The organism is Sphingomonas alba (genome assembly GCF_023516555.1).
Lineage (GTDB): Bacteria > Pseudomonadota > Alphaproteobacteria > Sphingomonadales > Sphingomonadaceae > Sphingomicrobium > Sphingomicrobium album.
In genome coordinates this window covers 101,863-124,812 of sequence record NZ_JAMGBD010000001.1, presented here as the reverse complement: position 1 = coordinate 124,812, position 22,950 = coordinate 101,863, and the positions used below count along the sequence as shown (strand labels likewise).

The window sequence follows — 22,950 nt, the reverse complement described above, 5'->3', positions numbered from 1 at the left end:
CAATATACCTAATGGGGGTATAACGGGAAGTCCGCAAACACAAGGGTTGCTGCATGGAAAACAACCACAACTGCCATCACCACAGCCACCAGGATCGCGCCGGCCCCCCGGTCGATCCCGCGACCGTCGCCGAAGGAACGATCTGGACCTGCCCCATGCATCCGCAGATCCGCCAGGACCACCCCGGCAACTGCCCGATTTGCGGCATGGCGCTTGAGCCCCTGGAGCCGAGCCTCGAGGACGGTCCAAATCCCGAGCTGATCGACATGAGCCGCCGATTTTGGATCAGCGCGGCGCTTTCGATTCCTTTGATGCTGCTGACCTTCGGCGCTGAGGTTCTTGGCATCGGGTTACTGCCAATGCAGACTTCCATCTGGCTGCAGCTGACGCTTGCCACGCCGGTCGTGCTGTGGGGCGGTTGGCCGTTTTTCGAGAGGTTCTGGGCGTCGCTCAAGAGCCGCAACCTAAACATGTTCACGCTCATCGGACTCGGGGTTGGCGTTGCCTATGGATGCAGCCTGGTCGCGACGCTGAGGCCACAGGCGTTTCCGCTCTCGTTACGGACGATGGGCGGCCTCGTTCCGGTCTATTACGAAGCGGCAGCGGTCATCACCACGCTTGTCCTGCTGGGTCAGGTGCTGGAACTGCGGGCACGGTCCGCGACCGGCAAAGCCATCCGTGCATTGCTCGGCCTTGCACCGAAAACCGCGCGACGCGTGAATGCGGACGGGAGCGAAGAAGATATTCCTCTGGAGCACGTCCATGTGGGTGACCTGCTTCGCATCCGGCCGGGCGAAAAAATACCGGTCGATGGCGTCGTCGCCGAAGGTCACAGTTCAGTTGATGAATCCATGGTCAGCGGCGAACCCGTCGCGGTTGAAAAGACGACCGGAGAAAAAGTCACAGGCGCGACAGTCAATGGTACCGGCAGCCTGCTGATGCGGGCGGAGCGCGTCGGCCGCGACACGATGCTCTCCCAGATCGTCCGCATGGTTGCAGAGGCCCAGCGCTCCCGGGCGCCGATCCAGAAACTGGCAGACCAGGTTTCCGGCTGGTTCGTTCCGGCGGTGGTTCTCGTGTCCGTCGCAACCTTCATCGTCTGGGCGCTGGTTGGTCCTGAACCCCGATTGAGCCATGCATTGGTCAACGCTATCGCTGTCCTGATCATCGCCTGTCCCTGCGCGCTCGGCCTGGCGACACCAATGTCGATCATGGTCGGTACCGGTCGTGGGGCGACCGCCGGAGTACTGGTGAAAAACGCCGAAGCGCTTGAGCTAATAGAGAAGATCGACACCTTGGTTGTCGACAAGACGGGCACGCTAACGCTCGGCAAGCCGAAGCTGGTTGCCGTTGAGACGGTGCCGGGCGCGAGCGAAAATGAGGTCCTGGCAATGGCCGCTGCGCTCGAAAAAGGAAGCGAGCACCCACTCGCTGCGGCAATCCTGGCAGGTGCATCCGACCGCAACATTCAAGTCCCGGATGCTGCCGACTTCGCGTCCCACACGGGGAAAGGCGTGTCCGGGAAGGTCCAGGGCCGCAACGTGGCGCTCGGAAACAGGGCAATTCTCGCCGACCTCGGCGTCGACACGACGCCGCTCCAGTCCGCGGCTGACGAGCATCGCTCGCGAGGGGAAGGTGCCATGTTCCTTGCGATCGACCGAAAGCTGGCGGGGTTGGTCGTGGTCGCCGATCCCGTCAAGGACGGCGCTTTCGATGCTGTCTCTGCCCTGAAGGGTGTTGGCATCCACGTCGTCATGATGACCGGCGACAATCGCCGCACGGCTGAGGCGGTGGCGCGGCAAGTCGGGATCGACGAGGTGCTCGCGGAAGTACTGCCCGAACAGAAGCAGGCAAAGGTCGCCGAGCTACGCAAGGCGGGCCGGCGCGTCGCGATGGCGGGTGACGGGATCAACGACGCCCCTGCGCTAGCCGCCGCCGACGTCGGCATCGCTATGGGCACCGGGACAGACGTAGCGATGGAGAGCGCGCATGTGACGCTGGTCAAAGGCGACCTGGCAGGCATCGTCAGGGCACGGCGGCTAAGTCACGCGACGATGCGCAATATCCGGCAGAATTTGTTCCTGTCATTCGCCTACAATGCTTCGGGCGTGCCGATCGCGGCCGGCGTTCTGTATCCGGCGCTCGGCCTCCTCTTGAACCCGATGATCGCGGGCGCGGCGATGGCGCTTAGCTCGGTCAGCGTGATCGCCAATTCGCTGCGACTACGAGCGGTACGACTCTAGGATCGCGAGCCGGCAACGGGTCGGGGCTCTCGAAGTAGGAAGCGGCCCGTCTCTCGGCGAGCCGCTCCCCTTACGACCTAATGCTTGTGCTGGGTGGTTTCCTCACCCTGCTTGCCGTGCTGGTCATGGCCCATCTTGTCCATTTCCTTGCAGCAGCATTCCTTGCCTTCCGCCTTCATTTTCTCACAGCAGTCCTGCTTTTCTGGAGCAGGCGCGGCCTGGGCGTGAGCAACGGCGGGCAGAGCGATCGAGAGTGCGATCGCGGTCAAAAGCTTTTTCACTTCGAATTCTCCGTGTGAAAGTGTGTCAGATGATGCTTTCACGCGGGTCGGGGTGGCGGCTCGTCTCCGTCCAGGACTATGCCGTTGAGCCTCGGCGAAGCGAATGACACTCTCAACATCTTGCCGCGCGCGGGTGGTTCTATCGCCTCGACAAATGGAAGAACCGCGGGAGCTACGACGCAGCAACCCATTTGCGCATTGTCATGCTGAACGGCGCCGCGGTGCTGATGCTGGGCCATCCCCATTTCCAAGCTACAATCGTCAAGCCGAAGCGGCATGGCCGCTGCGGGCGCGGCTAACTGCACGACAAGCAGCGCTAGAGCGCTCATCAGAATGAGCCACAATCGCATGCGCCTTAACTGCGATCCCTCGCCGGCAGCGGCAACCCGAAAAGTTACGTAATGGTCAAACCAACCGCGACTGCTTCAGCGCCGCGCCGATGAAGCCGGCGAAGAGTGGGTGCGGCTCGAACGGGCGGCTCTTAAGCTCGGGATGGAACTGGACGCCGATGAACCAGGGGTGGTCGGGCCGCTCGACGATTTCGGGAAGCGCGCCGTCCGGCGACATGCCCGAGAAGATCAGGCCGCCCTTTTCGAGGGCGTCGCGGTAATGGACGTTGACCTCGTAACGGTGGCGGTGGCGTTCGCTGATATCGGTCGAGCCGTAGACGGTGGCGACGTGGCTGTTGGCGGCCAGCTTGGCCTCATAGGCACCGAGCCGCATTGTACCGCCGAGGTCGCCGTCGGCTGCGCGCTTCTGCAGGCCCTCCTCGCTCATCCACTCGGTGATGAGGCCGACGACGGGTTCGGACGTGTCGCCGAACTCGGTAGTCGAGGCTTCACTGATGCCGGCGAGGTTCCGCGCGCCTTCGATGCAGGCCATCTGCATGCCGAGGCAGATGCCGAAGAAGGGAATGTTCTGTTCGCGGGCGAAGCGGACGCTGGCGATCTTGCCCTCGCTGCCGCGCTCACCGAAGCCCCCGGGGACGAGGATGCCGTGAAGCGGCTCCAGTTCGCCTTCGAAATCCGCTTCGGGATGCTCGAACAGCTCGGCGTCGAGCCAGCGGATGTTGACCTTGGTCCGGTTGGCGATGCCGCCGTGAACCAAGGCTTCGTTGAGGCTCTTGTAGGCGTCGGGAAGTCCAACATATTTGCCGACAACGCCGATCGTGACCTCGCTGTCGTAATGCTCCAGCCGGTCCATGATGTCGTGCCAGCGGGCAAGGTCGGGCTGCGGCGCATCGTCGATGCGGAAGGCGCGCAGGACTTCGTCGTCCAGCCCTTCCGAATGATATTGCAGCGGCACGTCGTAGATGGAGCGCGCATCCAGCGCCTGGATAACCGCGGACTTGGGGACGTTGCAGAAGAGCGCGATCTTCTCACGCTCGCTTTCGGGGATCGGCTTCTCGCAGCGGCAGAGCAGGACGTCGGGCTGGACGCCAAGGCTGGCGATTTCGCGGACGCTGTGCTGCGTCGGCTTGGTCTTCAGTTCGCCGGCTGCTTTGATCCACGGGACGAGAGTCGTGTGGACACTGACGGTATTGTCGCGGCCAAGGTCATTGCGCAGCTGCCGGATCGCTTCGACGAAGGGCAGGCTTTCGATGTCGCCGACCGTCCCGCCGATTTCGCAAATGATGAAATCGCAGCCGTCGGTCTCCGACAGCGCGAATTCCTTGATGGCGTTGGTGACGTGCGGAATGACCTGCACGGTCGCGCCCAGATAATCGCCCCGCCGCTCGCGTGCGATGATGTCGCGATAGATGCGGCCGGTGGTGACATTGTCCGACTGGCGGGACGAGACGCCGGTGAAACGCTCGTAATGGCCAAGGTCGAGATCGGTCTCCGCCCCATCGTCGGTGACGTAGACTTCGCCGTGCTGATAGGGGCTCATCGTCCCCGGATCGACGTTCAGATAGGGGTCGAACTTGCGGATTCGGACCTTGTAGCCGCGCGCCTGCAGGAGCGCCCCAAGGGAAGCCGAGAGAAGACCTTTACCGAGCGAGGAGACCACGCCGCCGGTGACAAAAATATACCGCGCCATGGGAGTCGAGCCTTAGGGGCCGCCTGACCGATTAGGCAAGCGGCAGAATCAGAAAAGTGCGAAAAAAGGTTACTGCTGGAGCGGAACGGCCGGAGCCTGATCGTTGGCCGGGGCCGCTTGGTTCGTCGTCGGCTGAGTGACCGGCTGTGTGATCGGCGCCGGCTGCTGCGTCGCCAGCGAGGCATCGATCTTCGTCGGCTTGGCGCTGGCGCCGGCAACGGCTGCAAGGACGATCGACAGGATGATGAAGGCACCGCCCAAGACGGCCGTCGAGCGGGTCAGGAAGTCGGCTGCGCCGCGCGCGGTCATGAAGCCGGATGAAGAACCGCCGACGCCGAGGCCACCGCCTTCCGAGCGCTGCATCAGGATGACGGCAACGAGGCTGGCAGCGATCAGGGTCTGGACGATCAGCAGGAAGGTATACATTCGGCGGCTTTCAGGATTCTCGGGAATTGCGCGGCACTTAGCGACCGCGCCCCAAGCTTTCAATGCGCGGCGGCGATGATCGGCAGGAAATCGGCCGCCTTGAGGCTGGCGCCGCCCACCAGTGCCCCATCGACGTTGGGCACCGCGAAGATCTCGGCCGCATTCGAACCCTTCACAGACCCGCCGTAGAGAATGCGGACCAGGTTGCCCGCATCGCCATAGGCAGCCACGAGCCGCTGGCGAAGCGCACCGTGCATTTCGGCGATGTCGTCCATTGACGGGATCTTGCCGGTGCCGATTGCCCAGATGGGTTCGTAGGCAATGGCGAGATTTTCACTGGAAGCGGGAAGCGAGGCATCCACCTGAGCCGAGACGACATTCACGGCTTGCCCGGCTTCGCGGATTTCGAGGCTCTCGCCGATGCACAGGATGACCTGAAGACCTGCGGCAAGCGCCGCCTCCGCCTTGGCACGGACGTCTGCGTCGGTTTCGCCGTGAGCTTCGCGGCGCTCGCTGTGACCGACGATGGTCAAAGTGGCGCCCGCATCCTTCAGCATGGCCGCGCTGATGTCGCCGGTATGCGCGCCCTTGTCGGCGGCATGGCAATCCTGCCCTCCAATCGCAAAGCCGGGCGCAGCGCGGACGCCGCGCTCGACGAGCGTCGCCGGCAGGCACAGGGCCACGTCGCAGGCGGCAGTTTCGGCCGCCAGGGATATGGAGGTGACTTCGGCCAGATCGGCGCCGGTGCCGTGCATCTTCCAATTGCCCGCCACCAGTTTCTTCAAGGCCATTGCGTCCCCTTCCTTTGCTTGCCGACTTCAGGAAGCGCCCCTAAAGCGGCGCCAAAGTTTTTCAAAGCGCGAGTGCGTGTCCATGATTTCCTGGTTCCGCCGTCTGTCCAAGTCGGTCATCGGCATTACCCTTTCGGTCATTTTCCTGGTGGCGATCCTTGCCGGCTTCGCGCTGCAGGATATCCGCAGCGTCGGCTCCGGCTCGCTCGGGTTCAATCCGGGCACGCTTGCCAAGGTCGGCGACGGCCAGGTTACGGAGCGCGAACTCAGCAGCCTCATGCAGCGGCGGCTGAACGAGCTCCGCCAGCAGAACCCCAATGCCGATTATTCGAGCATGGCCGGCGATTTCCCGAAAATCTTCGATTCCCTCGTCCAGAGCCGGGCCATCCTGGAATTCGCGCACGACCATGACGTCCTGATTTCGAAGCGCATGGTCGATGCCGAAATCCTCAAGATCCCTGGCACCAAGGGTCTCAACGGCCAGTTCAGCGACCAGGCTTACCAGGCATTTCTTCAGCAGCAGCGACTGACCGACAAGGAAGTCCGAGACACGATTTCGACGGCCCTCGCCACCCGCCTGCTGCTCGCGCCGATCGCGGCCAATGCGCGCGTGCCGGTCGGCGTCGCCACGCCTTATGCCTCGATGATGCTGGAGGCCCGCGAGGCGGAAATCGCGATCGTGCCGGTCGGCCTGTTCGCGGCGGGAATCCCGGCTGCGACGGACGCCGACATCCAGGCTTTCTACAAGCAGAATTCAGCCCGATACATGGTGCCGGAGCAGCGCGTTCTGAGCATTGCACCAATCGGCCCAGAGCAGGTGGCCAAGATTGCGGCGACCGACCAGGACATCGAAGCCTATTACAAGGCCAACCAGCAGACCTATGGCGGCACCGAGAGCCGCACGCTTACCCAGGCCATCGTCCAGTCGGAAGGCGAAGCGCGGGCCTTGGCGCAAAAGGCACGCGGCGGCTCTCTCACCGGGGCCAGCCTCAAGGCCGTCGACAAGGCGAAGCTGGCCGACATCGCGGGCGAGGCCGTCGCCAATGCGGCGTTCGGTGCCAAGGTGGGAGACGTCGTTGGCCCGATCCACTCCGACCTCGGCTGGGTCGTAATCAAGGTCGATGCTGTCAACGCCGCCAGCGGCAAGCCGCTGGCTGCCGTCCGCGGTGAAATCGCCACTAAGGTCACCGCCGACAAGCGCAAGGAAGCGCTGACGGACCTGGTCGGCAAGATCGAGGATAGCTTGGCTGACGGAGCCAGCCTGGCCGAGGCCGCGAAGGCCGCGGGCCTGCAGGTCATGAAGACGCCGGCAATCACGGCGGGCGGCGTTGCCCGTTCGCAGCCCGGCTACAAGCTGGCGCCGGAATTGGCACCGGCGGTGAAATCCGGCTTCGACCTTGGCGAGGGTGACGAACCCGTGGTTGAAACGCTGCCTGGCGATGCGGGCTATGCGCTGGTCGGCCTGGATGACATCGTTCCCGCCGCCCCCGCCCCGCTCGCTTCGATCCGTGAGCAGGTCGCCAACGACTGGCGGGTCAAGCAGGCGCAGGACAAGGCCCGCGCCATCGCAGCGGCGATCGCAGGCAAGACCTCCAAGGGCGCGGACATGAAAGCCGCCGTCGACTCGAGCGGCGTCAAGCTGCCGGCTCCGCAGAAGATCGCCAAGCGCCGCATCGAACTGGCCGCCGCCAACGGCAAAGTACCGCCGGCGCTGGGCATGATGTTCAGCCTGGCGCAGGGCCGCAGCCGGATGGTTGCCGATCCGGGCGGCCATGGCTTCATCGTCATCAAGGTGACCAAGATTGTGCCCGGCAATGCCTCGTTGCAGCCGGGCCTGATCTCGCGGACGCAGAGCGAGTTCCAGCAGGCCGTGCCGGACGAATATGCCGAGCAGATGGGCCGGGCGATCGCCGCGGACGTCGGCGTCAAACGCAACGATTCGGCGATTGCGGACGCAAAGCGGCGGATCACCGGCGGCGGCGCGGCCGAATAAGGCGGCTATGGCGGCCATCCTCGCCATCGACAATTACGACAGCTTCACCTTCACGCTGGTCGATTACCTGCTGACGCTGGGAGCGTCAGTGAAGGTCGAGAAGAATGACACGATCGGTGTTGATGAAGCGCTGGCCGGGCCATTCGACGGCGTCCTGGTATCGCCGGGCCCGGGAAAGCCCGAGGATGCCGGCATATCGGTCGCTTTGGCGAGCGCTTGCATGACGGCGAAGAAGCCGCTGCTTGGCATTTGCCTTGGACATCAGGCGATGGCCGTGGCTTGCGGCTCGGCAGTCGAGCGTGTCGCGCCGGTGCATGGCAAGGTGAACAACGTGCGGCATGACGGCACCGGACTTTTTGCAGGCCTGACTTCGCCGCTTGACGCCACCCGCTATCACTCACTCGCGGTGCCGGACCCGCAGCCGCCGCTGATCGCAAATGCCTGGAGCGGAGACGGTCTGGTAATGGCCATGCGCCATGCCGAGGCGCCGGCGCATGGAATCCAGTTTCATCCGGAAAGCATCGGGTCCGAACATGGCCATGCGATGCTCGGCGCGTTCCTCAAGCTGTGTGCTTGACGGCGAATCGCTTGTTCGATACACGTTCCCCATTCGTTCCAAATGGAACCGCAAAGGGGATTGCCGGAGATGCTCACCGCCAAGCAGCGTGAACTCCTTCAGTTCATCGATGAACGGCTGAAGGCCGATGGCATCAGCCCGAGCTTCGACGAAATGCGCGAGGCGCTCGACCTCAAATCCAAGTCCGGCGTCCATCGCCTGATCTCGGCATTGGAAGAGCGGCAGTTTATCCGCCGCCTGCCCAACCGGGCGCGGGCTCTGGAAGTGCTGAAGGTGCCGGAAGTGGTTACGCCGATCACCGCCGCGGCGCTGGCGACCAAGGCGGTGGTGCCTGCCGCTGCCAATGACACGCTGGAGATCCCGCTGCACGGCCGCATTGCCGCCGGCACGCCGATCGAGGCACTGCAGGGCACCGAGAGCTTTGCCGTTCCCGCCGCCTTGCTCGGCGCGGGTGAGCATTATGCGCTCGAGGTATCGGGCGATTCGATGGTTGAGGAGGGCATTCTCGACGGCGACTTCGCCTTGATCCGCAAGGTGGACAATGCGCGCGACGGTGAAATTGTCGTGGCGCTGATCGATGGCGAGGAAGCGACGCTGAAGACCTATCGCCGTGAAGGTCAGATGATCCGCCTCGACCCTGCAAACCGTTCCTATGAACCGCAACGCTATTCGGAAGACAGGGTGCGCATCCAGGGACGCCTTGCCGGCCTCATCCGCCGATATTGATCGCCATGGCCCGCATCGATTATGTCGAACTGCCGAGTGCAACGGCGCACGAGTTGACCCGCGCCTTCTATGCCAAGGCATTTGGATGGGCGTTCACCGATTTCGCCCCGGACTATTCGGCGACCGTGACCGGCGATGTCGATCTTGGCCTGCAGGGCGACCCGTCGGACGGAATCTCGGCGCCGCTGCCTGTGGTCCGGGTCGATGATCTGGATGCCGCTTTCGAGGCGGTGACCAAGGCCGGTGGAGTGATTGCAAAGGCGATCTTCTCCTTCCCGGGCGGGCGCCGCTTCCATTTCATCGACCCGGGCGGCAACGAACTCGCCGTCTGGCAATCGGCTGAAGGTCATTAAGGCCCGGGGGTTTTCCATGGATGGCTGCCGACGCGCTCAGCGACGGTGGCGACGCGTGGCGAATCCTTGAGGTAGATTGCGAGACCTCCGGTGGCTTCGAGCGCGTCGCGGTCGAGCTTCAGCCAGCGCGGATGGCAGCCGCGCGGCAGCCAACGTTCCGACACGACGATATCGGCGGAGGCGCAAGCGGTCGTCAGCGGCTGCCAGTCGAGCTTTTGTCCGGAACGCGTCGCCAGCACGCGCCAGGTTCGCCCGCCCCGTTTAATGTCGGCAATGCAGGAATCGCGTGAGCAGGCCGCTCCGGGCATGTCACTGAGAGCCAGCGGGTCACCATCGAACCCACTATTCTCGCTCATCAGGCTCATAACGAAATCACCGCTCTTCTCGCGGAGCATGGCCGGACGCCCGTCTGCCCCGACCACGGCGAGATGCCGACCGTCGCCGGTGATGAGTAGGTCCGGAGCGGGAGCGGCTATCGCGCCCGCCGCTCCAAGCGCAATCGGCACCAAGCCAAGCAGTCGAACGCGGGCGTTCCACAGGCAGAGCCAGAGGCCGCCGGCCACCATGGTCGAGAAGGCCGCGACCGGCATGGTCGGTAGGGTTGCGACGGCGCCCTTCATGCCCGCCACCCAATGGGCAAGCGCCAGCAGCTGGTCGATTGCCCAACCGGTAGCGGTCCAGAATGGCGCACCAAAACCGCCCAGGTCGAGAAACAACGCCGTGGCCTCTAGCGGCATGACTACAAAAGTCGTCCAGGGGATGGCGAAAAGGTTGGCGAAGACGCTGTAAAGGCCCGTGCGATGGAAGTGGAAAAGCGCGAAGGGCACCAGGGCCAATTCAACGACGAGGCCGGTCAGAAGAAGCGAGCCGAAGCCCCGGACTGTTCGCATCGCTAGACCTTCGTCACGGGGCCGCAGCCAGCGGCGAACGGCTGACATGCTGTGAAGCGTGACAATGGCGGTCACGGCCGCAAAGCTAAATTGGAAGCTCGCGCCGGCGACTGACTCCGGCCAGAGCAAGAGCACAATCAGGGCTCCGACGGCGACCAGTCGCATGCTGATCGCTTCCCTGCCGAGGGCCATGCCGCCAAGGACGAGGAGTGCAGCCACGCAGCTACGAACCGTCGGAACCTGCAACCCTGTCAGGAGAGTGTAGCCAATACCCGCGAGCGCCCCGGCACCAGCGCCCACCAGGACAAGGTTGAAACGCAGAGCCAGGAAGCGGCTGAGCGCGAGCAGGCGCAATGTCAGGAACATGACGCCGCCGACGACGGCCGCGAGATGAAGGCCGCTGACCGACAGGAGGTGCGTGAGGCCCGATCGCCGCATGGCGTCCGCGTCTTCCTCTCCAAGCGCGTTCTGGTCGCCGGAGACCAAAGTCGTCGCGATGCCGCCGCTGGCGCCCGGCAGCTGCGTGCGGACATGATGATCGAGGCGCGCGCGGAGGTCGTCGAGCCCGCTCGCTTCTGCTGGCACCTTGATCTCCACAGGGCCCATCGAACGCCCGGACGCACCGTCGCCGCGGAACCAGGCGTCGCGGGCGAAATCATGGCTCCCCGGCAGCGCCATCGGAGGCGGCGCGGTAAGGCGCGCGCGCATGGCGATGACGGCACCGGCCGCGAGCCCGGGCCTGGCCTCGTCCGCAGGGATTGAAACCCGAACCTGCGGCGGGAGGTTCTTGTCGGACGGCGCCAGCGTCAGGCGGATGTCGCCCTTGGCAGCCAGTTCCTCGACCCTGGCGACTTTGGCCGTCAGCTCGACGATGCGCGGGTGTTCGAGACGGATCGTCGCCACCTGCTCGGATCGCCACCAGACCAGCACACAGCCGGCGGCCATTGCGAGGCCGAACCAGCCGAGAGCCGCTCCCACCCTGCCCCCTACCAAGGTGAAGCCCAACAAGGAGACGCCCGCTGCCAGGAACAGCAGGCCTGACCACTGTTGCGGATCGGGCAGCGCGAACCACAAGGCAATGCCGGCGCCGAAGGCGGCAATGGCCCAGATCGGGAGTTGACCTCGCTCGGCTTCGAGGAAGGCTTCGAGACGCGCACGAAGCGCGGTTAGCCGCACCGACAAATGAGCGATTCGCCCCTGTGGCAGTGCCGGATGCTCTATGTTAGGGGCGCTCACCCAATCCATCAGGCCAGAAACACAAAGGAAAGCGGGCTTGAGCGCAAGCGGCAAAAATCCGGCAGTTGTTACGCGCTTTGCGCCCTCCCCGACCGGCTTTCTTCATATTGGCGGCGCGCGGACGGCGCTCTTCAACTGGCTGTTCGCCCGCCATCACGGTGGCCGATACCTTTTAAGGATCGAGGACACGGACAAGGCGCGTTCGACGAAGGAAGCGATCGATGCCATCCTCGACGGTCTCGACTGGCTCGGGATCAGCGGCGACGGCCAACCCTATTTCCAGTCAGAGTTTGAAACGCGCCATGCCGAGGTCGCGCACGACCTGCTCGCCAAGGGCGCGGCCTATCGCTGCTACCTGACGCCGGAAGAGCTGCAGGCGCGCCGCGAGCAGGCGCAGGCCGAGCGCCGGCCGTTCAGGATCGACAGCGAATGGCGCGACCGCAACGACCAGCCGGAGGGCCAGCCCTACGTCATTCGCATCAAGGCGGCGCGCGAGGGCGAGACCGTCATCGAGGACCTGGTCCAGGGCCGCGTCGCCGTCGCCAACGCCGAGCTCGACGACTTCGTGCTCCTGCGTTCCGACGGAACCCCGACTTACATGCTGGCGGTGGTGGTCGACGACCACGACATGGGCGTGACTCATATCGTCCGGGGCGACGACCATTTGAACAACGCCTTCCGCCAGCTGGGGATCATTCGCGCCATGAATTGGCCCGAGCCGACCTATGCGCACATCCCGCTGATCCACGGCTCAGACGGCGCCAAATTGTCGAAGCGGCACGGTGCGCTCGGGGTCGACGCCTATCGTGACGAGCTCGGCATCCTGCCCGAGGCGCTGACCAATTACCTGTTGCGGCTCGGTTGGGGCCACGGCGATGACGAAATCATCAGCCGCGAACAGGCTGTCGAGTGGTTCGACCTCGACCATGTCGGCAAATCTCCGTCGCGATTCGACTTCAAGAAGCTGGAAAATCTCAACGGCCATTACATTCGCGAGGCCGACGATGGCCGCCTGGCCGAGCTGGTCGCTCCGCGACTGGGAATCGATGCCGACCAGAAGAGTCAGCTGGTCCGCGCCATGCCGGAATTGAAGGCCCGTGCGGCAACGCTAAATCAGCTGTCAGACGGCGCCGCCTTCCTGTTCGCAACCCGGCCGCTAACTATAGAACCGGCAGCTGCGGACCTTCTCGGCGACGACACGCGTTCCCTGCTCGAACGGGCTCATGCTGCACTTGCACAATTGCCGGATTGGGAACATGAGGCGCTCGATTCTGCGGTGCGGAAAGTCGCCGAGGATGCCGGGGTGAAACTCGGCAAGCTCGCACAGCCGTTACGTGCCGCGTTGACCGGCAAGACGACCTCGCCGGGGATCTTCGATGTGCTGCTTCTCCTCGGGCAATCCGAGAGCCTGGCGCGCATCGCCGACCAGATGAAAGAAGTGACCGCATGACCGACAAGACCGCCAGCTTCGGAATCGATGGAAGCGACCGCACCTATCCCGTGATGGAAGGCTCGGTCGGGCCGGACGTCGTCGATATCCGCAAGTTTTACGGCGACACCGGGCTGTTCACCTACGATCCGGGCTTCACGTCTACGGCAAGTTGCCAGAGCGCGATCACGTTTATCGACGGCGACAAGGGCATCCTTCTCCACCGCGGTTACCCGATCGACCAGCTGGCCGAACAGTCGACCTTCATGGAAGTCGCCTATTTGCTATTGCACGGCGACCTGCCGAACCAGGCAGAGCTCAGCGAGTTCGACTATACGATTTCGCGCCATACGATGCTGCACGAGCAGCTCGCGACCTTCTATCGCGGGTTCCGGCGCGACGCGCACCCGATGGCGATCATGTGCGGCGTCGTTGGTGCGCTCAGCGCCTTCTACCATGACAGCACGGACATCACCGATCCGCAGCAGCGGCTGATCGCTTCGCACCGGCTGATCGCCAAGATGCCAACGATCGCGGCGATGGCGCACAAATATTCGGTCGGGCAGCCGTTCCTCTATCCGGACAACAGTCTCAGCTACACCGGCAATTTCTTGCGCATGACCTTCGGCGTGCCGGCCGAGCCGTATGAGGTCAATCCGATCATCGAAAACGCCATGCGGCGGATCTTCATCCTGCACGCTGACCATGAGCAGAATGCGTCGACCTCGACCGTCCGCCTGGCCGGTTCGTCGGGCGCCAATCCATTCGCATGCATCGCGGCCGGCATCGCTTGCCTGTGGGGCCCGGCGCATGGCGGCGCCAATGAGGCAGCGCTCAACATGCTGCGCGAGATCGGCAATGTGAAGCGCATCCCGGAATATATCGCCCGCGCCAAGGACAAGAACGACCCGTTCCGGCTGATGGGCTTCGGCCACCGCGTCTACAAGAATTACGACCCACGGGCGAAGGTCATGCAGCAGACGGCCGATGAGGTGCTGAAGGAGCTCAACATCTCCGATCCAGTGCTCGATGTCGCCAAGGAACTGGAGCATATCGCGCTCCACGACGAATATTTTGTCGAGAAAAAGCTCTATCCGAACGTCGACTTCTACTCAGGCGTCATCCTCAATGCGATCGGCTTCCCGACGGAGATGTTCACGGCGCTGTTCGCCCTTGCCCGCACCGTCGGCTGGGTGGCGCAGTGGAACGAAATGATTTCGGACCCGGAGCAGAAAATCGGCCGCCCGCGCCAGCTCTATGTCGGCGCGACGGCCCGGGACTATGTCCCGCTCGACCAGCGTTAGAGGCTAGGCCAGCGGCAGTGAGACGGTAAAGCGCGCGCCCTCGCCGGGCGTGCTTTGCAACGAGATTTCACCGCCCATGGAGCGGGCGAGCCGGCGAGCGATGGCGAGGCCTAGCCCTGCTCCGCCGCCGTCTTCGAGCCTTTCGAACTTTTCGAAGATGCGTTCCTGGTCTTCAGGGGCAATACCCTTGCCCTGATCGGCGATGGCAACGTCGCCCGTGTTGCCACTGCGGCTCAGGTCGACAGTCACACTTCCGCCTTCGGGCGAATGGCGAACGGCATTGCCTAGCAGGTTCACCAGCACCTGGATGACGCCGCGACGATCACCATGGACGTGGATGGTGGCTTCGCCGGTCATGACCAGGACGACGTTGCGTTCGTCAGCCTGCGGCTGGACGAGAGCGACGGCATCGCCGGCAAGCGCGGCAAGGTCGATGGTGTCCGCGGTCTCGCCGGGCTGGTCGACCATGGAGCGAATGACCGAAAGGAGGTGGCGGGCCGCGGCGGCAATGTCGCCGGCATAAGCGGCATAGTCGCTCCTCAGCGGACCATCCGATCGCTCGACGATGCCCTCCGCGGCGGAGATGATGCGCGCCAAGGGCGATCGCAGAGCCTGGTCCAGCGCGGGATCGATGGTGGCAGCGGCGCCGCCGGGCTCGTTCGCGGCTTCGGGCACCGGCACATGGTCGGCAAGCGCACGGCCACGGAAGCCGGCAAACTTACCGTCGTCGCCACGGACGGGCTCCCCACTCAGCATGATGCGCTGGCCGTTGCCGCTCCTGGCCACCGCTGCCTGGCCGGAGAAGGCCGATCGGGAAGCAAGTGCGCTCAACAAGGGCATGGCTCCGTCTTCGCCCTCCTCGAGGCGGAGAAGGCGGGTGAGTGGCTGGCCAGCTGCTTCGGAGGCACTGACGCCGACGAGCTGGGCGAGTTCGTCCGAAACAGTGGTAAAGCGAAGCTCAGCGTCGGTCGCCCAGCTGTTGCGCACGGCCTTGCCAATCAGATCGTCGTCGCTGGCGGCCACTTCCAGCCTCGACGGCGAAGGGGCCCGCTTGCGCCATTTCTCGATGGTCAGGACAACATCTTCGCCCTGCGGTTCCGCTCGGACCCACATTTCGACATCATGATCCTGCCCGGCCACGACTGCCGGCCGTGACACGGCGATGCCGAGCTTGCGGACCAGGCGTGCAACAGCAGCGAGCTGCGGTAGTGCCAGTTTACCCCCAAGCTCCGATCCCGCCTCGAGTTGCAGGTCGAGCAACAGGGTATCAGCCTCTACCAAGCGGCCAAGCGCATCGACGCGACCAGTGACCGGCGGCGGAGTTTGGGCGGCGCTAGCCACGGCCAAGCCCCAGTGCGGTACGCGCGGCGCGGTAGCCGGCAGGCAGGCCCCACCAATGGCGGGCGGCAGAGACGTCCTTATCGGCCAGGCTGTCGAAGCGACCGATTTCATCCTCCACAGAAGCTCCCGACAGCAGGCCGAACTCGGCAATCAGCCGTGCAGCCGTCGGCCGGGACAGGCCGGCCAAGCGGCCGAGCAGCGCCAGGCCGTCTTCCTGCCCGCCAACCAGATAGCCCCAGGCCGTATCGGCCGAGATGGAAGCCCGGCGGGCGAGCAAACCGGCTAGCAAGCTGGCTTCGCCGTCTTCAGCGGCGGCCTCGATCATCCTGTCGTCAAGACGGCCCGCCGCCTCCAGCGCGTCCGCCAGTGCGGCGACGGCAGCGTCGAGCGCTTCGTCGGGGAGATGACCTGCAACCGCGGCCTGGGCAGCCTCCGCAAAATCATCGCCAAGCGTAGCGGCCACGGCAAAAGCGAGGCTCGTCGCTTCCAATCGAGGCAAATCGGCAAGTTCGATACGTGGTTGGCCGAATGCGTCGCGACGGCGACCGCGGGCGACAACAAGGGTCATGGCGGCGGCCGCAACGCCTGCGTCGCTGTCACCGACCAACCGCGGAAGCAGCGGCAGTTTGCGAGGTCCGGCCCGTCCGGCAAAGGCTGCCCCGATGCGGTGCTCGTCGGCCCGGCGGAGAAGCATGGCCACCAGCGCTTCGCGGTCGAGCAGACCGGCAGAATGCAGGCGGGACGCCAAGGCGGTTCCATCGGGCGCCGGTTCGCCTTTGCCGGGGGCCGCCGCAAGAATTTCAGCTGCGACCGTGCCGACCAAATCATGGAGCATGGCGGTCATCAGCGCCCGCTCCTGCTCGGTCAGGCGGTAGGCGGGGTCGAGGAAGAAATCGCGGCGAACGCTGGCCAAGCGCCGGCTTCCGCGCGTGCGCGCGGATTCGACCGGGGGGTCGGCTGCCAATGCAGCGAGCGGCCATTCCTCGGGCACCATCGGATTTAACGTTAGACGATTGGGGTTAACGCGTCGTCAATCGCGAGCAATGCGGTGACGGAAATGCTGCAAGACGAAAAAGGAAACCGCCGCATAGGTGGCGAGCAGGATGAGATAGGGGATCCACCAACCGCCGATCGCGAAGGGGATGCCCAGGAAAATCGCGTTGCGTCGCGAGAAGAGCCAGGGCTGAGCCGGCAATTCCGAACCCGATTTCTCGATGCGCATGGCTTCGGCGAACGCGCACGCCGTAAGAGCCGCGAACAATGCTCCCCAGCCGCCACCGTGCCGGCTTGCCCACCAGCCGAGCGCAAGCAAGGCCAGGCCGGCTGCGGGCCACAGGAGGCGCTTGGCGAGGTGGCGTGGTGGTAGCGGCTGAAGGCGAAGGCTGGCGAGACGCGACCCAATGAGGTCCAGGGGCGTCGACAGAACCAGCAAGGCCAACGCTTCCCACAGCCAGCCGCGAGAGAAGCAGAATGCGGCGGCAAAAGTGAGGAGGAGGCCTCCGACAACCAGGTACGACGGTTTGAGCGCGCCTTCCATCAGTCGCTCGGTGGCGAATTCCTCGACGATGGGCAGGATGTAGCGGCTACTCCAGTCGCTGCGCTCGCCTCGCGTCGCGACCAGTAGCCGACGTTCGTAATCGGCGAGGTCGTCGGGCTTATCGGCTAGCAGGACGCCCGCCCCTCCCGCGGCAACATGCCGCGCGCCGTCCTGCACGGTCCGGCGCAGGAGGGTCGATTGCAAATCCCAGTCACCAAGCATGGCGGCAGTTGAGCTAAGCACGTGACCTTCGACAAGCGACGCGCCGGCCCAGCGGCTGATGCCGTCGATCCGCTCGAAATTCTGGTGCTGCTCGTCGTCGGGAACCGTGGCTACTGCAGGCTCCGCCAATTCTGCGAGCTTCGAAAGCAGCGGCAGGTCTGGCGCCAAGCCGTCGGCGATTTGCAGGATCAGGGCCCCTGCCTCGAAACGGCTTGCCGCCTCGGCACCGTCGCTAACCGGGACGACCGCAATCCCCTCGTCCCGAAGTCGCTCGAAGGCCTCGTTCAGCATGGCCGGAATGCGTTCGACCATGATGACGATCGGGGCTGCGCCCACTGCGGCCGCGCAGCGCACCTGATATTCAACCAAGGTTTGGCCGGCGAGCGGGAACAGGGCTCTCAAGCCGCCCCGATCATCCTCCTGATATGCCGAAATGAGGGCGCCGAGCGCCATTCCGTCCCCACCTTTCGCTCCGCCCGCGGAACCGACTGTAGGCCAGTCCGGCACCGCGTTTCCAGTCCGGCCGCGAACATGCTTTCGCGCTTTGATAAAACTGGTAAATTACCCGTCATGACCGCCACCCCGCACCGCGCCGAACCGATTCCGCAACCCGCCGAGGACGCGCCGATCGAGGCCATGGCGGAGCATCAGGATTATTCCGCGCAGGACGCCGAATGGCTGGCTCCGCAAGAAGAGCCTCAAACGCGCGGGGCTGGCGGACGCGCCGTGCTCGGTTGGGCCCTTGGCCTGCTGGCAGCCCTGTGGCTGGCTTACACGGCCTGGTCCGCCGGACGCGAACTCGCCAACCAGCCGCTGACATCGCCGGCGATTGCCCAGTGGGTGGCGGTTGCGGCGGGGCCGTTGGCCCTGCTTGGCCTTGCTTGGCTGATCTTCGGCCGGACCCGGCGCCGGGAGGCCGAAGCGTTCACGCGGTCCGTCATCACCATGCGCAGCGAGGCGCGGTCGCTGGAGGCCCTGCTTGGAGTGCTCTCTCAGCGGATCGACGAGAATCATGCCTCGCTCAACGTGATGGCCAACCAGCTGATGGGCCTGGGCGACGAAGCAGCGACTCGTTTGGGCACCGTCACCCGCGACCTTGAGGCCGGATCTCAACGACTGGCTCAACATGGCGAAGCGCTCGACAAGGCCGCGAATACCGCCCGCGTCGACATTGGCGTGCTGCTGGAAGACTTGCCGCGAGCCGAAGCGAGCGCGCAGGCAATGGCGGCCGCGCTCAGGGCGACCGGCAACGAAGCATCGGAAAAGGCCGCAAAGTTCGAAGTGCAGGTCGGATCGCTGACCGAGCGGGCGCGCGAAGCCGATACCGTGGTCGGCGAGGCAGCCCAGCGCCTGCTCGCGCAGGTCGCGGATATCCAATCCGCCGGGGCAGCGGCCAGCGCCCAGATTTCGGCAAGTGCGAGCCTTTCGGGTACGACCATGGACGCGCTGTTGCAGCGTGCCGCCGAAGCGCTGGAAGAAATCCGTAGCGGAATCGATTTGCAGGCGGCTGCCGTTGCGGCGCTTCTGGAGCAGGCCACGGCCGGGCTCGGCCGGGTTGGAGTTGAGGCAGCGGATGCGCTGGGCAAGAAACTGGAGTCGGCTTCAGGCTCTCTGGACAACCTGACCGCGCGAATCGCCGAGCAGGAACGGACGTCGCAGCGCATGGTCGCGGACATCGGCATGGGTGTTGCCACGCTCGATGAGCAGTTCGTCCAGATGGCAGCAAATGGCGAGACTCGCGCCGCGTCCATCGTCAATGCTCTCAACCGCATGCGGACTGAACTTGAGGGCCTGTCGCAACAATCCGGTGCCCATGAAGGTAGCATCGACGGGCTGGCTGAGCGCACTTCGGTCCTGCGGCAGTCGGTCGAGCAACTGGCTACGGAAATCGGCGCCGCGCAATCAGGTGCGGAGCGCGTGCTCGTCGTTGCACAGCAAGCCCGTCCGGAAATCGAATGGGCGCATCAAGCTTCGCTGGAGGCCGGCAGCCGCCTGGAGGCCGGCGCTGGCGCAATCGAAGCGCAGCATGATCGGCTGGCCGCTTTGCTTGCGGCGGTCGACACCGGTGTCGGCGGCGCCGAGAAGAGACTGGCGGAACTTGCCGAAGCAGTCCGCGCGGCGGATGCGGAGGCGTCGCGTCTGTCGGCCGAGACCGGCCCCGCGCTCGTTGCCTCGCTTCTCCAGGTCAAGGAAGCGGCTGCCCACGCCGCCGAGCGCGCCCGCGAATCAATCAGCGCCGTCATTCCGGAAAGCGCCGGAAACCTATCCGAGGCGACCCGTTTGGCCTTGGAGCAGGTCGTGCGCGAGACCGTCGCTCGCCAGCTCTCAGAGGTCGAAACGACCGCCGCTCGCGCCCTCGAAGCCGCTCGCGGAGTTTCCGAACGTCTTACCGCGCAGATGATCAACATCGGCCAGAGCGCCGCTGCGCTCGACGCACACCTGCAGGAAACCACCGAAGCACAGCGCCAGCATGACAGCGAGAATTTCGCCAAGCGCGTCTCGCTGCTGATCGATTCCATGCACTCGGCCTCCATCGACGTCGGCAAGATCCTGTCGGACGAAGTCGATGATCGGGCCTGGGCGTCTTACATGAAGGGCGATCGCGGTGTCTTCACGCGACGTGCCTCACGCCTGATCGGCGGCACCGAAGCCAAGGCCATCGCCTCGCATTACGACACCGACCACGAATTTCATGATTCTGCCAATCGCTACGTGCACGATTTCGAAGCGATGCTCCGCCGGGTCCATGCCGAACGCGATGGCGGGTTGCTGGCCGTGACGCTCATGTCGTCCGACATGGGTAAACTCTATGTGGCGCTGTCGCAGGCGATTGCCCGCTAATCAGTGATAGAAGTCGAGATCGTCGACGCCGATCCAGCCGAAATACCAATTGGCGTAATATAGAGCGAACAGGACAGTCCCAAGGACCGTTGCCCTCGCCAGATGCCTCGGAATATCGAACTTGTGCGGGGCGCTGTCCGCCTGGCCGGGGATTTTCGTCGTCCCCATTTCCTCGTCGGTCCTGACGCCGAACGGCAGCAGGAGGAAGGCGCTGGCGACCCAAAACAGGAAATAGATCGCCAGGATCGAGCCAGGCTTCATGTCCCGACCCGGGCCAGCATTACCTCGACGACCGGCTTCTTGCCCGTCCAGAGCGTCGCACAGCGGCGAACGGCAAGGCGCACCGCCTCGCGTACCTTTTCCTCATCCACGCCTTCAGTGACCGCACGGCGGGCAGCGTCGGTGGCATCGATGATGAAATCGTCGCGATCCTGCTCGATCGGCACGCCGAGCGGCCGGATGACAATGTCGCCTGCCAGGCGTCCACGCGCGTCGACCGGCACGGCGACGGCAATGAAGCCGTTGATCGAGAGTTTGCGCCGCTCGTTCACCGTCGAACCGTCGGCAGGCAGGATTACGTCGCCGTCGAGAACGAGGCGGCCCGTGCGCTCGTCGCCGACCTTTTCAGGTCCGTCGGGGGCGAGGCGAATGACGTCGCCGTTCTTCTGGTAGATCGCCTGCGGCACGCCCTGCTTCAGCGCGAACCGCGCCTGCTCGGACATGTGGCGGGCCTCGCCATGAACCGGCACGACAATCTGAGGTCGGATCCACTTGTACATTTCGGCCAGTTCGGGGCGTCCGGGATGTCCGGAAACGTGAATATGGACCTGCCTGTCGGTGACGATGATCACGCCGGCATCGCTCAGCGCATTCATGATGCGGCCGATCGGCATTTCGTTGCCGGGGATGATCTTGGACGAGAAAATGACCGTGTCGCCCTCACTGACCTTCAATTCATGCTGGCCGAAGGCAATCCGCGCCAGCGCCGCTCGTTGCTCCCCCTGCCCGCCGGTGGCGATGATCAACACCTCATGCCGAGGAAGAAGCATTGCTTCGTCGAAGCGAACCGGGTCCGGGAAGTCGAGGAGGTAGCCGTTGGCTTTGGCGACACGAAGGATACGGTCCAGCGAACGGCCGGCGACGCATACCTTGCGGCCGGTTTCGTTGGCGACTCGGCCGATGGTCTCCAGCCGGGCGGCGTTGGAGGCGAAAGTCGTGACAATGACACGACCTCGCGCCGCCTGGACTGCACCAAGCAGGCCGTCGTGGACGCCCATTTCCGAACCGGACGGCTGGTCCTGGAAGACGTTGGTGGAGTCGCAGACGAGCGCCAGGACGCCGTCGTCGCCGATCTTCTTCAGCGTCTCGACGCTCGATGGCTCCCCGAGCACCGGGGTTTCGTCGATCTTCCAGTCGCCCGTGTGGAAGATACGGCCATGGGGTGTCTCGATGAGCAGGCCGTTGCCTTCGGGAATCGAGTGGGCCAGCGCGACGAACTCGACACGGAAGGGATCGAGGTCGATCCAGCCGTCGCGCTCGATGATGTTGAGCTCAACCTGCCCGGTGAGGCCCTCCTCCTCCAGCTTGCCGGCAATCAGTCCCGCCGTGAACGGCGTTGCATAGAGCGGCACCTTCAGGTCTGCGGCGAGATAAGGGATCGCGCCGATATGGTCTTCATGGCCGTGAGTAAGGACGATCCCTACGAGGTCGTCGCGCCGCTCCTCGATGAACTCGAGGTCGGGCAGGATCAAATCGATGCCGGGGTAATCGGGGTCAGCGAATGTTAGGCCAAGGTCGGCCATCAGCCATTTGCCGCGGCAACCGTAGAGGTTGACGTTCATGCCGATTTCACCCGAGCCGCCGAGGGCCAGGAAGAGGAGTTCGTCGCCGGGGGTCATTACGTGCGCGTCATCTGGTCAGTGCGCCGCCACCTGTTTGTACAGCAAGCTCAACCCCTGGATCGTCAAATCGGGTTCCACTGCATCGAACAATTTGCCGTGCCGTTCGAACAGAGATGCGAGGCCGCCGGTGGCGATCACCGTGACTGGCCGGCCAATTTCGGCTTTCAGGCGCGCAACCAGCCCCTCGATCATTGCAACATAGCCCCAATAGACGCCCGTCAGCATCTGGCTGGTCGTCGTGCGGCCGATGACACTGATATCCTCCGGCGCTTCGATGGCGATGCGAGGCAGCTTGGCAGCGGCACCGACGAGCGCGTCCAGGGAAAGGTTGAGACCAGGAGCGATGATCCCGCCTTTGTAGGCGCCGGAGAAGTCGACGACGTCGAAGGTGGTCGCCGTCCCGAAATCGATGAGGATCAGGTCGCCCTTGTGATTGGCGTGCCCGGCAATGGCGTTGAGCGCCCGGTCGGCGCCGACATTCTGCGGCTCGTCAACGTCGAGCGCGATCGGCCATTCGGCCTTCCCCTGCCCAGCCACCAGCGGCTCGACGCCGAAATATTTGGTCGCGAGCACCGACAGGTTGTGAAGCGCCCGGGGGACGACCGTGCCGATAATTACAGCGGTCACGGCCTCACGGCCTAGGCCTTCAAGCTCCAACAGTTCCTTGAGCCAAACGACATATTCATCCGCAGTCCGGCGCGGGTCGGTGGCGATCCGCCAGCGGGCGCGGATCTCCCCGTCGTCGACGAGCGCGAAGACGACGTTGGTATTGCCGGCATCGATAGCGAGAAGCATGGAGCGGCCTTAGGCGAGAAGTGC

At 64.5% G+C, this 22,950-nt stretch carries 18 protein-coding genes and 1 pseudogene; 8 read left to right on the top strand and 11 right to left on the bottom strand.

Annotated features, from left to right (window positions below):
* The first annotated feature begins 53 nt into the window (after nt 1-53).
* On the top strand, nt 54-2,243 hold the full coding sequence (locus LZ536_RS00640) for a copper-transporting P-type ATPase (protein WP_249846383.1): 2,190 nt from the start codon (nt 54-56) through the stop codon (nt 2,241-2,243).
* 77 nt (nt 2,244-2,320) lie between these two features.
* On the opposite strand, the gene LZ536_RS00635 is transcribed toward LZ536_RS00640, so the two are convergent.
* From LZ536_RS00635 to tpiA, 4 genes are all read right to left on the bottom strand, one after another.
* Complete coding sequence (locus tag LZ536_RS00635) at nt 2,321-2,524, bottom strand: hypothetical protein (protein WP_249846382.1); 204 nt, start codon at nt 2,522-2,524, stop codon at nt 2,321-2,323.
* Between the two features lie 405 nt (nt 2,525-2,929).
* Nucleotides 2,930-4,564 carry a CTP synthase gene (pyrG, locus tag LZ536_RS00630; RefSeq protein ID WP_249846381.1) on the bottom strand — a complete coding sequence of 545 codons (1,635 nt, stop codon included), beginning with the start codon at nt 4,562-4,564 and terminating at the stop codon, nt 2,930-2,932.
* A gap of 69 nt (nt 4,565-4,633) precedes the next feature.
* A complete protein-coding gene (gene secG, locus LZ536_RS00625) occupies nt 4,634-4,990 on the bottom strand; it encodes a preprotein translocase subunit SecG (RefSeq protein WP_249846380.1) in 357 nt (118 codons plus the stop codon).
* Between the two features lie 59 nt (nt 4,991-5,049).
* Nucleotides 5,050-5,781: a triose-phosphate isomerase gene (gene tpiA / locus LZ536_RS00620; RefSeq protein WP_249846379.1), complete on the bottom strand. Its 732-nt coding sequence runs from the start codon at nt 5,779-5,781 to the stop codon at nt 5,050-5,052.
* Here tpiA and LZ536_RS13145 point away from each other — a divergent pair.
* The 4 genes and pseudogenes from LZ536_RS13145 to LZ536_RS00600 form a co-directional block, all read left to right on the top strand.
* Nucleotides 5,705-6,934 (top strand): annotated as a pseudogene (locus LZ536_RS13145) (peptidylprolyl isomerase); the annotation flags it as partial. The gene tpiA and the pseudogene LZ536_RS13145 overlap by 77 nt on opposite strands.
* A gap of 847 nt (nt 6,935-7,781) precedes the next feature.
* Complete coding sequence (locus LZ536_RS00610) at nt 7,782-8,351, top strand: anthranilate synthase component II (protein ID WP_249846378.1); 570 nt, start codon at nt 7,782-7,784, stop codon at nt 8,349-8,351.
* 69 nt (nt 8,352-8,420) lie between these two features.
* Nucleotides 8,421-9,077 carry a transcriptional repressor LexA gene (gene lexA / locus LZ536_RS00605; RefSeq protein WP_249846377.1) on the top strand — a complete coding sequence of 219 codons (657 nt, stop codon included), beginning with the start codon at nt 8,421-8,423 and terminating at the stop codon, nt 9,075-9,077.
* A gap of 5 nt (nt 9,078-9,082) precedes the next feature.
* Nucleotides 9,083-9,430, top strand: coding sequence for a VOC family protein (locus LZ536_RS00600; RefSeq protein WP_249846376.1), 348 nt, complete (start codon nt 9,083-9,085; stop codon nt 9,428-9,430).
* Here the strand turns inward: LZ536_RS00600 and LZ536_RS00595 are convergent.
* Nucleotides 9,427-11,556, bottom strand: a complete 2,130-nt coding sequence (locus tag LZ536_RS00595; RefSeq protein ID WP_249846375.1) for a ComEC/Rec2 family competence protein — start codon at nt 11,554-11,556, stop codon at nt 9,427-9,429. The two genes, LZ536_RS00600 and LZ536_RS00595, sit on opposite strands and share 4 nt — an antisense overlap.
* A 37-nt stretch (nt 11,557-11,593) precedes the next feature.
* Here LZ536_RS00595 and gltX point away from each other — a divergent pair, with 37 nt between their 5' ends.
* Nucleotides 11,594-13,006, top strand: coding sequence for a glutamate--tRNA ligase (gene gltX, locus LZ536_RS00590; RefSeq protein ID WP_249846374.1), 1,413 nt, complete (start codon nt 11,594-11,596; stop codon nt 13,004-13,006).
* Nucleotides 13,003-14,289 (top strand): citrate synthase, encoded by a 1,287-nt coding sequence (locus LZ536_RS00585; RefSeq protein ID WP_249846373.1) that lies wholly within the window; start codon nt 13,003-13,005, stop codon nt 14,287-14,289. Before gltX ends, LZ536_RS00585 begins: the two co-directional genes overlap by 4 nt.
* Nucleotides 14,290-14,292: 3 nt before the next feature.
* Here the strand turns inward: LZ536_RS00585 and LZ536_RS13095 are convergent, their stop codons facing one another.
* The 3 genes from LZ536_RS13095 to LZ536_RS00570 all read right to left on the bottom strand — a co-directional run bounded on the left by LZ536_RS13095 (nt 14,293) and on the right by LZ536_RS00570 (nt 17,842).
* Nucleotides 14,293-15,630: a sensor histidine kinase gene (locus LZ536_RS13095; protein WP_249846372.1), complete on the bottom strand. Its 1,338-nt coding sequence runs from the start codon at nt 15,628-15,630 to the stop codon at nt 14,293-14,295.
* On the bottom strand, nt 15,623-16,543 hold the full coding sequence (locus LZ536_RS00575) for a DUF2336 domain-containing protein (protein ID WP_249846371.1): 921 nt from the start codon (nt 16,541-16,543) through the stop codon (nt 15,623-15,625). The genes LZ536_RS13095 and LZ536_RS00575 overlap by 8 nt, the downstream gene beginning before the upstream one ends.
* 117 nt (nt 16,544-16,660) lie before the next feature.
* Nucleotides 16,661-17,842, bottom strand: coding sequence for a hypothetical protein (locus tag LZ536_RS00570; protein ID WP_249846370.1), 1,182 nt, complete (start codon nt 17,840-17,842; stop codon nt 16,661-16,663).
* 117 nt (nt 17,843-17,959) lie between these two features.
* Between LZ536_RS00570 and LZ536_RS00565 the strand changes: the two genes are divergently transcribed.
* Entirely contained in the window at nt 17,960-20,230 is a 2,271-nt protein-coding gene (locus tag LZ536_RS00565; RefSeq protein WP_249846369.1) for a coiled-coil domain-containing protein, read from the top strand.
* On the opposite strand, the gene LZ536_RS00560 is transcribed toward LZ536_RS00565, so the two are convergent.
* Genes LZ536_RS00560 through LZ536_RS00550 form a run of 3 tightly spaced genes read right to left on the bottom strand, consistent with a single transcriptional unit; the run spans nt 20,231 to nt 22,926 of the window.
* Complete coding sequence (locus LZ536_RS00560) at nt 20,231-20,491, bottom strand: DUF1467 family protein (protein WP_249846368.1); 261 nt, start codon at nt 20,489-20,491, stop codon at nt 20,231-20,233.
* On the bottom strand, nt 20,488-22,128 hold the full coding sequence (locus LZ536_RS00555) for a ribonuclease J (RefSeq protein WP_249846367.1): 1,641 nt from the start codon (nt 22,126-22,128) through the stop codon (nt 20,488-20,490). The genes LZ536_RS00560 and LZ536_RS00555 overlap by 4 nt, the downstream gene beginning before the upstream one ends.
* An 18-nt stretch (nt 22,129-22,146) precedes the next feature.
* On the bottom strand, nt 22,147-22,926 hold the full coding sequence (locus LZ536_RS00550) for a type III pantothenate kinase (RefSeq protein WP_249846366.1): 780 nt from the start codon (nt 22,924-22,926) through the stop codon (nt 22,147-22,149).
* Nucleotides 22,927-22,950: the final 24 nt, after the last annotated feature.

Coding starts and splice junctions, on each gene's coding strand:
- LZ536_RS00640 (WP_249846383.1), top strand. CDS start 54: ATGGAAAACAACCACAACTGCCATCACCACAGCCACCAGGATCGCGCC.
- pyrG (WP_249846381.1), bottom strand. CDS start 4,564: ATGGCGCGGTATATTTTTGTCACCGGCGGCGTGGTCTCCTCGCTCGGT.
- secG (WP_249846380.1), bottom strand. CDS start 4,990: ATGTATACCTTCCTGCTGATCGTCCAGACCCTGATCGCTGCCAGCCTC.
- tpiA (WP_249846379.1), bottom strand. CDS start 5,781: ATGGCCTTGAAGAAACTGGTGGCGGGCAATTGGAAGATGCACGGCACC.
- LZ536_RS00610 (WP_249846378.1), top strand. CDS start 7,782: ATGGCGGCCATCCTCGCCATCGACAATTACGACAGCTTCACCTTCACG.
- lexA (WP_249846377.1), top strand. CDS start 8,421: ATGCTCACCGCCAAGCAGCGTGAACTCCTTCAGTTCATCGATGAACGG.
- LZ536_RS00600 (WP_249846376.1), top strand. CDS start 9,083: ATGGCCCGCATCGATTATGTCGAACTGCCGAGTGCAACGGCGCACGAG.
- LZ536_RS00585 (WP_249846373.1), top strand. CDS start 13,003: ATGACCGACAAGACCGCCAGCTTCGGAATCGATGGAAGCGACCGCACC.
- LZ536_RS00570 (WP_249846370.1), bottom strand. CDS start 17,842: ATGGCGCTCGGCGCCCTCATTTCGGCATATCAGGAGGATGATCGGGGC.
- LZ536_RS00565 (WP_249846369.1), top strand. CDS start 17,960: ATGACCGCCACCCCGCACCGCGCCGAACCGATTCCGCAACCCGCCGAG.
- LZ536_RS00560 (WP_249846368.1), bottom strand. CDS start 20,491: ATGAAGCCTGGCTCGATCCTGGCGATCTATTTCCTGTTTTGGGTCGCC.
- LZ536_RS00555 (WP_249846367.1), bottom strand. CDS start 22,128: ATGACCCCCGGCGACGAACTCCTCTTCCTGGCCCTCGGCGGCTCGGGT.
- LZ536_RS00550 (WP_249846366.1), bottom strand. CDS start 22,926: ATGCTTCTCGCTATCGATGCCGGCAATACCAACGTCGTCTTCGCGCTC.